At 63.7% G+C, this 15,250-nt stretch carries 12 protein-coding genes; 3 read left to right on the forward strand and 9 right to left on the reverse strand.

From position 1 onward, the window contains the following. Nucleotides 1–124: 124 nt before the first annotated feature. The 9 genes from ACLI1C_RS15210 to ACLI1C_RS15250 all read right to left on the reverse strand — a co-directional run bounded on the left by ACLI1C_RS15210 (nt 125) and on the right by ACLI1C_RS15250 (nt 11,652). A complete protein-coding gene (locus ACLI1C_RS15210) occupies nt 125–1,252 on the reverse strand; it encodes an ABC transporter permease (RefSeq protein ID WP_411398073.1) in 1,128 nt (375 codons plus the stop codon). 14 nt (nt 1,253–1,266) lie between these two features. Beyond that, nucleotides 1,267–2,256: an ABC transporter permease gene (locus ACLI1C_RS15215; RefSeq protein ID WP_411398075.1), complete on the reverse strand. Its 990-nt coding sequence runs from the start codon at nt 2,254–2,256 to the stop codon at nt 1,267–1,269. An 82-nt stretch (nt 2,257–2,338) separates the two neighbouring features. Next, the gene (locus tag ACLI1C_RS15220) at nt 2,339–4,267 is read right to left on the reverse strand and encodes an ABC transporter substrate-binding protein (RefSeq protein WP_411398077.1); all 1,929 of its coding nucleotides are present in this window, start codon (nt 4,265–4,267) and stop codon (nt 2,339–2,341) included. Nucleotides 4,268–4,379: 112 nt separating this feature from the next. Further along, nucleotides 4,380–6,203: a hypothetical protein gene (locus ACLI1C_RS15225; protein WP_411398079.1), complete on the reverse strand. Its 1,824-nt coding sequence runs from the start codon at nt 6,201–6,203 to the stop codon at nt 4,380–4,382. Between the two features lie 202 nt (nt 6,204–6,405). Continuing rightward, entirely contained in the window at nt 6,406–7,425 is a 1,020-nt protein-coding gene (locus ACLI1C_RS15230; RefSeq protein WP_411398082.1) for a LacI family DNA-binding transcriptional regulator, read from the reverse strand. Between the two features lie 73 nt (nt 7,426–7,498). Next, the gene (locus ACLI1C_RS15235; RefSeq protein ID WP_411398084.1) at nt 7,499–8,467 is read right to left on the reverse strand and encodes an acetylxylan esterase; all 969 of its coding nucleotides are present in this window, start codon (nt 8,465–8,467) and stop codon (nt 7,499–7,501) included. Nucleotides 8,468–8,596: 129 nt separating this feature from the next. Further along, nucleotides 8,597–9,520: a flagellar motor protein MotB gene (locus ACLI1C_RS15240; RefSeq protein ID WP_411398085.1), complete on the reverse strand. Its 924-nt coding sequence runs from the start codon at nt 9,518–9,520 to the stop codon at nt 8,597–8,599. Between the two features lie 33 nt (nt 9,521–9,553). Continuing rightward, entirely contained in the window at nt 9,554–10,417 is an 864-nt protein-coding gene (gene motA / locus ACLI1C_RS15245; RefSeq protein WP_411398087.1) for a flagellar motor stator protein MotA, read from the reverse strand. 197 nt (nt 10,418–10,614) lie between these two features. Continuing rightward, complete coding sequence (locus ACLI1C_RS15250; protein WP_411398089.1) at nt 10,615–11,652, reverse strand: LacI family DNA-binding transcriptional regulator; 1,038 nt, start codon at nt 11,650–11,652, stop codon at nt 10,615–10,617. Between the two features lie 245 nt (nt 11,653–11,897). On the opposite strand from ACLI1C_RS15250, the gene ACLI1C_RS15255 reads away from it, so the two are divergent. The 3 genes from ACLI1C_RS15255 to ACLI1C_RS15265 all read left to right on the forward strand — a co-directional run bounded on the left by ACLI1C_RS15255 (nt 11,898) and on the right by ACLI1C_RS15265 (nt 15,219). Beyond that, nucleotides 11,898–12,932 carry a Gfo/Idh/MocA family protein gene (locus ACLI1C_RS15255; RefSeq protein WP_411398090.1) on the forward strand — a complete coding sequence of 345 codons (1,035 nt, stop codon included), beginning with the start codon at nt 11,898–11,900 and terminating at the stop codon, nt 12,930–12,932. Between the two features lie 10 nt (nt 12,933–12,942). After that, complete coding sequence (locus ACLI1C_RS15260; RefSeq protein ID WP_411398091.1) at nt 12,943–13,881, forward strand: sugar phosphate isomerase/epimerase family protein; 939 nt, start codon at nt 12,943–12,945, stop codon at nt 13,879–13,881. 114 nt (nt 13,882–13,995) lie between these two features. After that, nucleotides 13,996–15,219, forward strand: a complete 1,224-nt coding sequence (locus ACLI1C_RS15265; RefSeq protein WP_411398093.1) for an ABC transporter substrate-binding protein — start codon at nt 13,996–13,998, stop codon at nt 15,217–15,219. Nucleotides 15,220–15,250: the final 31 nt, after the last annotated feature.

Consider the following 15,250-nt stretch of genomic DNA (forward strand, 5'->3'; position numbering starts at 1 on the left):
AAGGGGGCTCAGTGTGCAAACCTCCGCCGGGTCACCCCTCTCCCCTTGAGGGAGAGGGTGGATCGGCCGCAAGGCCGAGACGGGTGAGGGGTCTGGTTGGAGTGGCGCACCATTGGTCATTATCTCACCGCCCATGGGGGTCAGCCGCATCGCGCAGCCCGTCGCCAAAGAAATTCATGGCAAGAATGATGATCACCACGCAGATGCCCGGCGTCAGCAGCCAGGGCGCCGTGGCCAGTGTCCGGATATTCTGCGCGTCCTGCAGCAGCGTGCCCCAGCTGACGATCGGCGCCTGCAGGCCAAGCCCGAGGAAGGACAGAGCGGTTTCGGCGAGGATCATGCCGGGAATGGCCAGCGTCGCCGCGGCGATGATGTGGCTCATGAAGCTGGGCACCATGTGCCGCGTGATGATGCGCCAGTCGCTGGCCCCATCGAGCTGCGCGGCCGTCACGAAATCCTCGGTCCGCAGCGAGAGGAACCGTCCCCGCACCACGCGCGCCAGCTCGGTCCAGCCGATAAGGCTGAGGATGACGGTGATGGCGAAATAGGTCTGCAGCGCCGTCCAGTCCTTGGGCATGGCTGCCGCCAGCCCCAGCCAGAGGGGGATGGTCGGCATGGAGCGGATGAATTCCACCACCCGCATCACCGCAGAGTCGAACGTGCCGCCATAATAGCCCGCAAAGCCGCCGATGATGATGCCGAAGAACAGGCTGAGCGTCACGCCGGCCAGGCCAATGGAGAGCGAAATCCGCGTGCCATGGATCAGCCGGCTCAGCAGGTCGCGTCCCAGCCGGTCGGCCCCCAGCACATAGAATGGCGCCCGCGGCTCGGCCACGCCCATGAACTTGACCGACATGGGAATGAACCCGGCCAGCAGGTACGGCTCGCTCGGTACGAAGAACTGCACGGGAATGCGCTCCTCGGGGTCGATCACGAAGGTGCGGCGCAGCGCCACCGGGTCGATCTCGGTCTTGTAGCCATTCACATGCAGCTGGAACGACCACGATCCGTCCGGCTCGGTGGCGATCAGCTGGATGCCCTGCGGCGGCGCATATGTATAGCGCGCGCTATAGGCCGACGGATCGGTGGGCGCCAGGAACTCGGCCAGGATCGCCACCAGGTAGAAGGCCGCCACGATCCACAGGCTCACCAGCGCCAGCCGGTGCCGCCGGAACCGGCGCCACATCAGCCCGAACTGGCTCTCCCGCTTTGCCGGCACAATGGCCGCGGCCGTTGCTCGAATGGGTGTCATCGTATCCACGGTCATCACTTGCCCCCGTAGCGGATGCGCGGATCGATCCAGGCAAGCAGGATGTCCGAAATCAGTGTTCCCACCACGGTCAGCACGCTGAGCAGCAGGATGATCGCGCCCGCCAGGTACATGTCCTGGGTGGTCAGCGAGCGCAGCAGCATCGGCCCGGCCGTCGGCAGGTTCATCACCACCGAGACGATCACCGAGCCTGAAACCAGCGCCGGCAGCAGCCAGCCGATGGTCGAGATCAGCGGATTGAGCGCCAGCCGCACGGGGTACTTCATGATGGTACGGAACTCGGTGAGGCCCTTGGCCCGCGCCGTGGTCACATAGGGCTTCTTGAGTTCGTCGAGCAGGTTGGCGCGCAGGATGCGGATCAGCTCGGCCGTGCCGGCCGTGGCCAGTACCAGGACCGGGATCCAGGCATGTGTCAGGAAGTCCCAGATCCGCGCCAGGCTCCAGCGCGCATTCTCGAACTCGGGTGAAAACAGCCCGCCCAGCGTCGTGCCGAACCAGATGAAGGCCAGGTACATGACGATAAGCGCGAAGAAGAAATTGGGTACGGCGAGGCCGATGAAGCCAACCACGGTGGCGAGATAGTCGCCCAGCGAATATTTGCGCACGGCCGCATAGATGCCGATCGGCACCGCGATCAGCCACATGACGATCACGGCAAGGCCCTCGAGCATGACCGAATTGCCCAGTCTTCCCCAGATCAGCTCGGACACGGGCCGCTTCCACTCGAAGCTGTGGCCGAAATTGCCCTGCAGGATCCCGGTGATCCACTTCCAGTATTGCACATAGAAGGGCTCGCCCAGGCCATACTGGATGCGGAGGTTCTCGATGACGCGCGGGTCGACCTGGTCCCCGGTGGAGGACAGGGCTGCGATATAGCTCGTCAGGTAATCGCCCGGCGGCAACTGGATGATGGCGAAGGCCACGACCGAGACAGCCACCAGCGTCAGGAGCATGGCGATGAAGCGTTGGATGATATAGCCGACCATGGTGCCTGTTCCCGTGGGAGGTTAGGTTCCCCCCGCAGCGCTGAAGCGCCGCGGAGGGACGAAGCGGGGGGAGGGTTCCCGCTTATTCGAAGTACCAGACCGTCGGATCCATGGAGGCCGGGGTCGGGAAGAGCCAGGCGTTGAACATGGTCGCCGGAGCGTTCTTGAGGTTGTCCCGGATGATCGAATAGGAATTCGGCATCAGGCTCACCCCGATCACCGGGAACTCTTCCTTGGTGATGGCGAGCACCTGGTTGAACAGGTCGGCACGCGCTTCCGGGCTGCCAGCGGCACGCACCTGGTTGTAGAGGTCCATCTGCTTCTTGGCCCAGTCGGCCGGCTCTTCGGCGATTTCCGGGCGGGTGCCGTTGAACCACTGTGCCCAGCGGTAGGCCCAGACCGATTCATCGCTGAACGGGAAGTAGTAGCGCGGCTCCTGCAGGGCCTCGATGCCACCGTCGCCGGCCCAGACCTGGGCGTCGAACTCACCGGCCGGGCGCTTCTCGTAGAACAGCGTGCGGTCGATATTGTTGAGCTCGATCTCGACACCGGCAGCGCCCAGCTGCAGCTGCATGATTTCGAGCATGTCGATCCACTCGGGACGCAGCGCCGAAATCACGTCTACGGTAATCTTGACCGGGTTGCCGTCGCTGGCGAGGTAGATGCCGTCGCCATTCTTCTCGGTCAGGCCCGCGGCCGCAAAGTGCTCGGCGGCGAGGTCGGGGTCGAACTCGGTATACTGCTTGGCCAGCTCCTCGTCATAGAAGTTGGACTCGGGGCGCGGCGCGACCTGGAAGGGTTCGCCCTGGCCGGTAAACACCACGTCGATGATTTCCTGCCGGTCGATGGCGTGGGAAATGCCGATGCGGAAGTCCTTGTTCTGGTAAAGCTCGCGCTTGACCGGATCGAGGTGGTTGAGGTTGAGCTGCAGCACCAGGGTGTTGGATGCCGACGGGATCACTTCACCCAGGTGATAGCCGCCCGCTTCCTGCCCGTCGAAGAATAGCGGCTTGTTGGTGGTCGTCGCGATATGGCGTTCCTGGAAGTCGATCTCGCCATTGAGCGCGGCAAGCGTCAGCTCCTCGACGCCGCCCTGGCTCACGCGCATGTCCAGCGCGTCGATATAGGGCAGCTGGTTCCCCTCGGCGTCGGTTTTCCAGTAATAGGGATTGCGCTTCCAGGTGACGCGCTGGGCATTGGCCGTCAGCGGCGTTTCGATCACCCAGGCATAGATGGACGGCAGGTCCGGATTGGCAAAGCGGATGGTTTCCCAGCCCCAGGCGCAACGATCCTGCAGGTAGAGCGCCCAGCTCGAGAAGCCTGCGGCTTCCGCTTCAGCAGCGGCATTCTCGTTATAGGTGGGGTGGAACTGGCTGCAATACTGCTTTTGCAGCGAGGTGATGTGGATGCCGTCAACGCCGGCCAGCGTCTCCATGAACATGCCGTTGGGCGTGCCGAAGATGAACTTGAAATTGTAGTCGTCGATGACCTCGAGCGTCACCGGGTTGTTCTTGTTGTCGATCCAGCTGCCGGCCGCGTAGTCGGGGTCCTGGTACATTTCGACGGCGAACGCGATATCAGCCGTGGTGAACGGCGTGCCGTCGCTCCACTTCACGCCTTCGCGCAGCTTGAAGGTATATTCCGTGGCGTCTTCGCTGGCCTCCCAGCTTTCGGCCAGGTTCGGCACCACCGATTTCCATTCGTGGTCGTAGCGAACCAGACTGTCATAGGCGACCGTCTTGACGATCAGCCCGTTGTCGCCGCCGCCATTCATGCCCATGCGCCAGGTGCCGCCATAGGTGCCGATGGCATCGGCTTCCACCACCATCGGATTGACCGGCAGGCGCTCTTCCAGCGGCGGCAGTTCGCCGCTTTCCACCAAGGCGTCGAGCATGGGCGCCTGGCCCGCTGCCAGCGCCTGCCCGGCTGCCATCAGGGCAGCCACTGCCACGGCACCGGCGAGCCTGAGGCCACCCTGGCCCCTGCTCAGACCGAAACTTGAATGCTTCATTGTCGTCCTCCCTTTTCCGGGCGCTCCCTGCCCGGGGTTGATTTCTGGCGGATGCCGATCTGGCGCCGCGCCCCTCACTGTGCCGGCCATTGCGGCCGGCGCTCCCGCTCGTTCAGAGCGGCGAGATTTCCAAATTCACCTGCCCCTTGGCGGCCGGCTCCACAGTCGTGAACAGCACGCGGGTCAGGTCCACCGATGGGGCATATTGCTTCTCGACGCCGTCATGGCGCTCGGTGCTGACCGATACCGCGCGCGGATCGAATCGCACCGACACCCCGCCTGCGGCGTCGCCGATGCGCACCGTTTCCGGCCCGGCCTCGACCGCCAGCGGCGTCACCAGCACGGACTGGAACGCGCCCTCACCCGTTGTGAAGCTGAAGCTGTCGCTGAGCGTTACCCGCCCGCCCGGTACGCCGCGGTCGAACACCACATCGCGCTCCAGCGCCGCGATGCCTGCCGCCGCGGGATAGACCGCCGCCATCGCCAGTGTCAGCCGGTCTGCGCCCTCGCCATGGCTGTGGCCCAGCACGGCTGCCGCATGCTGACCGCCCTCGGCCTGCTCATGGCCATTGATCACCGGCACCGAATGCCCGCGCGAAGAGGCCATGATGTTGCTGTAGCGCTCGGGTCCGAAATAGGCCTTGGAATAGCGCCCGCGCCCGGGATCGGTCAGCACGACCTTGCCCTTGCTGACCACGATCAGCGAACCGACGTCATTCTGGTTGTGCATCTCGTCATTGTGCCCGCCCTTGATGGCGAGCCGCAGCGAATGGGGATCGCCCGGATCGAGCCGGCTGATCATCCAGGCCATGTCGGCAAACCAGTCATGCGGCGTGCCGCCAAAGGCGACATTGCGCTCCGGCAGCGGCCAGGCGAACTGCCGCAGCGGCCACGCAAACTGGTTGAAGACCTCGACGCGGAAGTCATTCTGCATGCCCAGCTCGGTCAGCGCCGGCAGCTCCAGCCGCTCGGCCAGATGGGTCAGCAGGCCCGGATGGAAGGTGGGATTGCTGTCGGAATCCGAAAAGCTTGCCCACAGTCCCTGCGTCAGGACGGTCCGCACCGGGAACTGCGCGATTTCGCGGATTTGCGGATCGTCCAGCAGGTCGATCTGCCCGCCGGTCCGGGCGTGCAGCAGCTGCGCCAGCACGACATAATTGCCAAAGCCATAGGACCAGTAGTCCGGCCCTTCCGACGAGCCGCCCTGGCTGTCGAAGGTTTCGAGATAGTCGGCAAGGCTGTGCAGCCCGCGCGTGATGATATTGGCCAGCCGGTCGGGATCGGTTTCGAGATAGCAGGCCGCGCCCACCACCCCGGCAACGCAGACCGCTGTCCAGTTATTGACCTGCCGGTCCGGCGTCGAATGCAGCCACCAGTGGTCATTGCGCTCGAGAAACGGCGCCACGGTCCGCCGGTCGATCTCGCTGCGCAGCCGTGCCCGCAGCGATGGTGAAAGCGCGTCGCCGATCAGGTAATACATCTCGGCCAGGTCGAGCGCCGTCATGGCGGCTGCCAGGTCGACCGTCGGATGATCGGGCATGTCGAGCATGCGGGCATGGGCGGGCCAGGCCCAGTTGGTCTCCTCCAGCCGGGCAAAGGCCAGGTTCTCGATGGCATCGACAAACCTGCCCTGCCCTTCGAGCCACTCCGCCAGCGTCAGTCGGTACAGCATGTTGCGGCGCGCGCGCTGGGCATCTTCATAGCCTTCGCGCCGTCCGGTCCGGGCAAATTCGAGATAGAGGCTAGCCGGCAGCGCCGGGATCGGCGCCACGGCATCGGCGCGGGCCCGGTCCAGCAGGTCGGCGATGCTGGCGGGTCCGATCTGCGCGCGAATGGCCTCAAGGCCGGCATCCCCGCCGCGGGCGAAGGGCACGAAATGCGGTGCTGCTTCGAGCACCTGGCGCACATGCCGGACATTCCACCGCCGCAGTTCCAAATGTTCCTCCCGGGCCAGTCGATCATGCTGTCGCGAGGACAGTCTCTTGATCTTCGCCAGTGGAAGGAAAGCTAGTTCACATTTTGCGCAATCGCAAGTATTTTGCGCAAGTTACGCAAATTACGCAAATTTGTTCATATTGCGTCGTGAGAACAATGAACTAGGCCGGGGAAACAGGCGGCAAGCCTCATTCATTAACCGTTCAGGCTTGTGACGATTTCGCGGCAAATATGGTCTCGCCCTCGACCATGGCCACGCCGATTTCCAACTGCTGCACCGCCATTTCGCCCTCCATGTGCTGGGCCAGCAGCCGCACCGCCCCGCGCCCGATCGCCTCGCGATCCACCCGAATGGTGCTGAGCCGCGGCGTCGCCATGCCGGCGATCGGCAGATCGTCAAACCCAATCATGGAAAAGCTGGGCGGCAGCGGGCTTTCCGGACCATAGAGCCCTTCCAGCATCTCCACCGCAGCAATATCGTTCCAGCTGAACATGGCCGTCACGTCATGCTTGCCGGCCAAAAGGTCTGCCAGCAATTCCCCGGTAGCGCGCTCCGCCGTGTTGACGATGACGCCCGTCGCGCCGGGTGTCGCGGCAATGGCCGCCTCAAACCCCCGCTGCCGTTGCAAAATCGTCGGTCGGTAGCGGTGGGTATAGTGCAGGATACGGCGGTGCCCGGCATCCAGCAGCCGCTGCGTCGCCTGGTAGGCGCCATAGAAATTGGCCGGCGATACCGAGCTGATCCGCATCATGGGGTCGCTGCCATTGACCAGTACGGCCGGGATTTCCTCTGCCGCACACCACTGCGCCAGCTCGTCCCAGGCATCGATCCCCGCCAGCAGCACCCCGCCGGCATCGGCCTGGGCGATCTGCTTGCGGATCATGTCCAGCGTCACCACGGCCTCGTTGACGAGGCGCACATCGAGCACCATGCCCGCCTCGGCCGCCTGCGCCTTGATGCCCTCGAGAATGCCGAAATAAAAGCCCGACAATCCGCTCGTCGCGCTCCCGAGCGGCACCAGCGCCACGGCCCGCTTGTCCCCGCTCACCGCCGCCGTGCTGTGCTTGGACTTGTAGCCCAGCGTTCGTGCCATGCGTTGCACATCGCGCCGCACCGCATCGCTGATACCGATTTCATTGGCCAGCGCGCGTGATACCGTGCTCACGGAAACGCCCAGGCGTTCCGCAATGTCGGACTGGTTTGCACGTCTCTGGATGACCACGAAATCCTCGCTTTGCTATCTACGCAATATTTGCGTTTTTTGAGCAAAGCAAGAGGTCAGGCGCCTTATCCCCTTACCAGAAGCGTTCAGCCAGCCATTGCATCTGCGCACGGTCCTGGAAGGCCCCGCCGCCCTCGTGGTTGTTGAACTCGTATTCAACCATGGTCTTGTCGCCACCTGCATAGGCGTTGAATGCGCCATAGACGGTGGATGGCGGGCAGGTCTCGTCCATCACCGCGACCGAGAACAGGGCCGATGCCCTCGCCTGTCGCGCGAAATTGACGCCGTCGAAATAGTTCAGCGTATCGAAGACCATGGCCTTCTTGTCCCGGTGCTGCGCCAGGAAGCGCACGATCTCGAGATAGGGGTCGCGGCTGGCCTTCTGCACGGCACGCGGATAGTCGCAGAGAAAGGGCACGTCGGTCATCACTGCCTTGACGCGCGGGTCGATGCCCGCCACCGCCAGCGCAATGCCGCCACCCTGGCTGCCGCCGCAGACCGCGATCCTGTCCGCATCCACGAAGTCCTGTGCCACCAGCATGTCCACGGCCCGAACCGCGTCGATGAACAGCCGCCGGTAATAGTAGTCGTTCTTGTCCAGCACGCCCTTGGTCATCACGCCGGGGATGGACGGCGTCGTCCCCACCGGGTCCGCTGTCGCGCCCATGGCCCAGCCGCTGCCCTGCCCGCGCGTATCCATGCGGAAATAGGCATAGCCGGAGGCCGCCCAGTGCAACTGCTCATGCGGGAACCCGCGACCCCCGCCATAGCCGAGATACTGCACCACCAGCGGCAGCCGCCCGCTCCGATGTACCGGCAGGACCAGCCAGCCCTTGATCGGATGCCCGCCAAAGCCGGGAAATGTCACGTCGAAGGCCTCGACGGCCCGCAGCGTCGTATCGGCCGGCACGATGCTGACGGCCCCGCCCACCGATCTCGCCTCGGCAAGGCTCGCCTCCCAGAACGCCGCGAAGTCCCCCGGCGTCTTCACCGCGCTCTGATAGGCACCAAGTTCGGGCTGGATGAGATCGGGAAAGGGCACGGCAACACTCCGGACAGCATTTTTCGCTGCCGACCATGCACCGCCATCGCCTGCCATACCAGATGCATCGAGCAGCTTGGCCACAGCAAACCTCTCCCGCGCCGGGAGAGGTGAGACGCGAGCCTCTGGCTAGGGCTTGAGATCCGCCGGGACCGGGGGGGTCTCATAGAGCAGCGTGATCTCGATCCGCTCATTGGCCGCCATATAGGGGTCGTTGGGGAAGAAGGGCTGGACGGTCGAGCGCCCCACCACCGAGTCGACCCGGTCATCACTGAGGCCGAACTCGCCCAGAATCTGCCGGACCGTATTGGCCCGGTCTGCCGACAGCTCCCACGAGCCATAACGCGGATTGGCATAGACACCGCCTGCCGCCGTGTGGCCGGCAATGCGCACCGGGCTCGACAGCCGCTGCAGGATGGGCGCGATCGCCGCGATGGCCTGCCGCGTCACCTCATTGGGGTACTTGGACCCCTCGGGGAACATCGGCCGGCCTTCCTGGTCGATGATGCGGATATTGAGGCCCTCGCTGGTCTCTTCGACCAGGAGGTTGTCGGCGATCTCGGTGATGTCCGGCATGGCCTGCCATGCCTGGCGGATGCTGGCCGCGGCGCTGTGGAAGCCCTGGTCGTCGGTGGCCTTGAGGTCATATTGCGAGGCCTTGGCGGCATCGAACTCGCTGCCCGACTTCTCGTCGCGGCCGCTGAGGGCGCCCTCCACGGTGCCGAATTCCTTGCCCTTGGGCGTCACCGAGGCATCCACCGTCACGTCAGGCGACGAGCCCGCCATCAGCGCATCGGTCGAATTGTCCAGCGCCGTGCCTCCCATCAGCCCGCCCGAACCACTGGTGGTCGGCGCGATATTGGGCGGCGCGAAATAGGAGGCCAGGCCTTCCTTCTGCTCGGGCGTCGTCATGCTGATCAGCCAGAGCAGCAGGAAGAAGGCCATCATGGCGGTCACGAAGTCGGCATAGGCGATCTTCCAAGCGCCACCATGGTGGGCATGCTTGTTCTTCTTGACCTTCTTGATGATGATCGGCTGGTCGTAGTTCGCCATTCTGGCTTCCTGGGTCTTAAGAGCGGGCTCGAACTACGTCGCGGCCGGCAGGTTTGCCGTGGCCTCGTCGATCTCGGCAAAGCTGGGGCGGTCCTCCGACAACAGCGCCTTGCGGGCAAATTCGATCGCCATCACCGGCACCTGACCGGAAATATGGGCCAGCAGGCCCACCTTGAGCGACAGGAAATACTTCGCTTCGGCCTCATAGGTGCTGCGCAGCGACTGCGCGAAGGGGCCGAAGAAGCCATAGGCCACGAACACGCCGAAGAACGTACCCACCAATGCGCCACCGATCAGGTGGCCGAGCACTTCGGGCGGCTCGCTGATCGCGCCCATGGTCTTGATCACGCCCAGCACGGCGGCCACGATGCCCAGCGCGGGCGTGCCGTCGGCCAGCGCCTGCATGGCGCTGACAATGCGTTCGTTTTCCTGGTGATGGGTTTCCAGCTCCTCATCCATCAACGCTTCCATTTCATGGACGTTGTTGGAACCCAGCGTCACCATGCGCAGGTAGTCGCAGACGAATTCGACCGCGTGGTGGTTGTTGGCAAAGGTCGGGAACCGCGCGAACAACGTCGATTCGCTTGGGTTTTCGATATGCTGCTCCAGCGCCAGGATGCCCTTGGACTGCACCAGCTTGTAGAGGCTGAACTGCATGCCCAGCAGCTCGACATAGGCAGCCTTGTTGTAGCGCGATCCCTTGAACAGCGTGCCGAACATGGCAATCGTCTGCTTCAGCACCGCGCCCGAATTGGCGATGACATAGGCGCCGATGGCAGCGCCCAGAATGATGACGAACTCGAAGGGCTGCCACAGCACCTCGAGATGCCCCCCCATCGCCGCATAACCGCCGAAGACGCTGAGAAAGACCAGAACGATGCCGATAATAAGACGCATTAGACCTGAAACTCACCTTGGGGACGACACCGTTTCCAGGTGGGCATTATCGGTCAGTTTACCTTAACAGCCGGTTTATCCACGGATTCTTGCCACGATCACCATCGCTGTCGGGTCATGCTGTCACTGACAACATTATCTCTTGCAGTTGAATTGAATTGCCGGGACACCGCGGGACGTCCCTGCCCGCAACGGCGCTAGCGTGGCGCTGGCCCGTCGCTGTCGCCCTCGATCAACTCGAGCGGCAGTACCTTGCGCACCACGCCCAGCGGATACTGCTCCGCATAGGCGGGCATGGTGGCCAGCAGGGATTCCGCGAGCTGAATGCCAAGGTCGCGTAGCGACAGGTAAAAACAGGTCAGCTTGGGGTTGAGATACTGTGCATGGGTGCTGTGCCGGCCGATCACCGCAAAATCGGCGCCCGGCCTGATGCCGCAATCGTAGAGCCCGCGATAAAGCCCCACGGTCAGCATCTCATTGGTCAGGATGAAGCCGGTCGGCCGGCGGCCTGCCGGCATGGCGGCGATCCGCTCGCCCATTTCGTGCCCGCCGCGATCATTGGGATAGGTGCGGAAGATCAGGTCCGGGTCGAAGGCGATGCCATGCCGCTGCAGGGCATCGCGATAGCTGTCGATGAAGACATAGCCAAGATTGGTGTCGTCGTTCGGCGCGAATACCCCGATCCGGCTATGCCCCCGCGCCACCAGCCGATCAACACCCGTTTGCGCCATGCCCTCGAAATCGAGGTCCAGCCAGGGATGGCCGACATCGGTCAGGCTCCGCCCCAGCGCGATGAAAGGGATTTTCCGCTTGGCGAGAAACTCGATCCGGTGATCGTGCCGCTTGGTGGCTGAAATGATCAGCGCATCGGCAAAGCCGCGCGCCACGACACGCTGCAGATAGGCGTCCGGATCTTCCTCCGACGAGCAGAGCAGCACCACCAGATCGAGTTGATGGCGGGCGCACACCGTCTGCACGCCATCGAACACGCTCATGAAAAACACGTCGCCCTGCCCGGTGATCTGGGAGCCCGACTGCATCATGAAGCCGACGACGCCGGTCGATCCCTTGCGCAGGGCACGGCCAGCCTGGTTGGGCATGTAACCCATCGCCGCGGCCGCTTCCAGCACCCGCTGGCGGGTCTGCTCGTTGACGTCGGGCTTGCCGTTAAGCGCGCGGGACACGGTGCCGATCGAGATGTCGAGCTCTTGGGCAAGGCGCCGAATGCCCTTCATGTTACCGACATTCCGCCACCCTTCGCGACACCCCTTTGGGGCCAGTTCTGGCTCATTCAATGGACTCCGATCGCCGCCATTGCAAGCGGACTTGTCCACAAGCAACGGGCACCTCCAGAAACGTTTACGGAGACTATTGACTCCACTCCGTTTCCGCACCTAATTTCGTAAACGTTTACGGAGCAAGTGCAGACAGGTTTCACGAAAGATGAAGCCGCCGCGCCCTGCTCAGGGAGGTATTCGTTTTGCCATTCAGGGCCGTACTCGCGGGTTGCGGAAGCATGTCCAAAGGGTGGTTGTCGGCGATTGCCGAACATCCATTGCTCAAGGGCCGCGTCGACATTGTCGGGCTGGTGGATCTCCACCTGCCGACGGCCCAGGCGCGCGCCGCCGAATTCGGGCTAAGCGAGATCGCTATCGGTACGCACCTCGATGATGTGCTGGCCACCATCAGGCCTGACCTGCTGTTTGACGTTGTCGTGCCTTCAGCCCGCGAGGGCGTGGTGACGACCGGCTTGCGGCACGGGTGCCATGTGCTGAGCGAAAAGCCGATGGCCGCCACCCTTGCGGCCGGGCAGGCCCTGATCGCCCAGGCCAAGGCCGCCGGACGCGTCCATGCCGTGGTGCAGAATCGGCGCTTCATTGCCGGAATTCGCCGCATCCGTCGGCTGATCGAGAGCGGCGCGCTGGGCGAGATCACGGCCCTGCATTGCGACTTCTTCATCGGCGCCCATTTCGGCGGCTTCCGCGATGAGATGGAACACGTGCTGCTGCTTGATATGGCCATCCATACGCTCGACGCAGCGCGCTTCATGGCCGGTGTGGCGCCCCGGGCAGTCTATTGCCTCGAAACCAATCCGCGCGGCTCATGGTACGCGCACGGCGCTGCCGCCAATGCGATCTTCGAGTTCGACGACGGTATCGTCTTCAACTATCGCGGCTCCTGGTGTGCCGAAGGCGCCAATACCAGCTGGGAAAGCGCCTGGCGCATCATCGGCACCAAAGGCACGCTGACCTGGGATGGCGCAGACGCTTTCGAGGCCCGCACCGTGGTCGGCGATACGGGCTTCTTCCGGGACCTGCAGGCCATCGAGGTCCCGGCCCCTGCCGATATCGACCAGACCCATGGTCATGCCAGCGTCATCGCCGAATTCCTCGACGCCATCGAGGAGGGTCGGTCCCCCGAGACGGCCAGCAACGACAATATCAAGAGCCTTGCCATGGTGTTCGCGGCGATCGAAAGCGCCCGAACCCGCCAGCGCGTCCTCATTGCAGTTTAGGAATTTGCCCGTGAGCAACCCAGCCAAATCCATCCGTATCGGCACCATGATCCAGGCCACCGCCGGCCAGGCCGCCGAGAATATCGCCGCCATCGCCGATCTGGGCTTCGAGAGTTTCGAGCCCTTTTTCTGGCAGACCACCAACGGGCAGGATCTGGCCGAACTGGGCAAGCGCAGCCTCGACGCCATCGGCGATCGCGACATCACCATCTCGACCATCGGCATGTTCGGCAATCCGCTGGAAGACCAGGAGATGGACCGCCAGACCCTGCAGGGCTGGAAGGACTGTATCGACAATGCGCACCATTTCGGCGCGACCTGCGTCGCCGGCTTTACCGGCCGTGTCCGCAACAAGCCGCTGACCGACAGCCTGCCCCGCTACAAGCAGGTCTGGACCGATCTCGCCAGGCGCGCCGCCGACAAGGGCGTCCGCATCGCTTTTGAAAACTGCGCCATGGATGGCAACTGGCAGACCGGCGACTGGAACATCGCCCACAATCCCGACGCCTGGGAGCTGATGTTCAACGAGACGCCGCAGGACAATATCGGCCTTGAATGGGAACCCTGCCACCAGCTCGTCTACCTCATTGATCCGCTGCCGCAGATCCGCAAATGGGCGCACAAATTCTTCCACGTGCATGGCAAGGACGCGACCATCCGCTGGGAAGTCATCAAGGAACACGGCATTTTCGGCCGCGAGCCGTTCGTCTGGATGCGCACGCCCGGCTTCGGCGACAGCAACTGGACCGATGTGATTTCCGAGCTCCGGCTGGCCGGCTATAGCGGCTCCATCGACATCGAAGGCTGGCACGACCCGGTCTATCGCGGCGATCTCGAAATGACCGGCCAGGTCCGCGCGCTCGACTATCTCAAGACCTGCCGGGGCGGCGACTATGTCGATCACAACTCACTCTACGCGGGCGGCGACCCGTCGCTGGCGCGCAACTGACCAGGCGCCGCGAGCAGTCACGCTCGCGGCCAGAACTAAGCTGAATTCCACGGCCCGCCGGGAGGGCAGGCCGATGGTTTTGCGGATCGTCCGCACTGTTGGGAGGAAACCAAAATGAGCCTATCCAGACTTGCCTTCCTCGCGACGCTGGCACTGTCCAGCGTTTCGATGTTCACACTTCCCGCCGCCGCCCAGGTCACAGTCAAGATGTGGTCGATTGACGGCGATAACGGGCTCTACACAAAGCTCGCGGAGGACTTCAACGCCTCCCAGAGCGAGGTCGTCATCGAGAGCCGGCTGTTGGCGTTCGACGATCTGGTGAACGAGGCCCTCAAGGCCTTCGCCACCGGTCAGGCGCCTGACATCATCTCGCTCGACAACCCGGATTTTGCGCTGTTCTCGTCACGCGGGGCGATGCTCGACATCACCGAGCGCGTCGCGAACTCCGACGTGATCGACACCAGCGTCTACTACGAAGGCCCGCTGGCTTCGGCGATGTGGGACGGCAAGCTGTACGGCCTGCCCAAGGCGACCAACACCATCGCGCTGTTCTACAACAAGGACCTTTTCGCCAAGGCCGGCATCACCGAGCCACCCCAGACCTGGGACGAACTGCTTGAAGACGCGCGCAAGCTCAACGACCCGGCCAACAACGTCTACGGCATCACCTTCTCGGCACGCGCCGGCGAAGAAGGCACGTTCCAGTTCCTGCCATGGGTCCAGATGGGCGGCGGCTCGTTCAAGGAAGTGAACACGCCCGGTGCGGTCAAGGCGCTCGAGATCTGGAAGACCCTGATCGACGAAAAGCTCGCCTCGCAGGACGTATTGAGCCAGGGCCAGTGGGATTCCACCGGTACCTTCAACGCCGGCAACGCTGCCATGGCCATTTCCGGCCCGTGGGAGCTGGGCCGCATGGCTGCCGATGCCAAGTTCGACTGGGGCGTTGCCCTGCTGCCCACTGAAACCCAGGGCGGTCCGCGCTCATCGGCCATGGGCGACTTCAACCTGGGTATCTTCGCCAACTCGCAGCACCCCGACGAAGCCTTCAAAGTCATCGAGTACTTCGCTTCGCAGAGCGATCGCCTCTTCCCCGAATTCTCCAACATTCCGCCGCGCAGCGACGTTCCGCTGCCGGCTACCGGGGATGCCCGCACCGACGCGGCGCTCAAGGTGTTCCAGGAGCAGCTGCAATACGCCCAGCCGCGCGGTCCGCACCCTGAATGGCAGAAGATCTCCAAGGCGATCTACGATGCCTTCCAGGCGGCAATGACCGGCCAGATGTCGGCCAAGGACGCGCTCGACCAGGCGCAGGCCACCATCTCGGGCATTGTGGGCTGACACTTCCTCCCTGACTGGGCCGGTCGGAGCA

The sequence above is a fragment of the Devosia sp. XGJD_8 genome, assembly GCF_046614475.1.
In the GTDB taxonomy this organism is placed as follows: Bacteria; Pseudomonadota; Alphaproteobacteria; order Rhizobiales; family Devosiaceae; genus Devosia.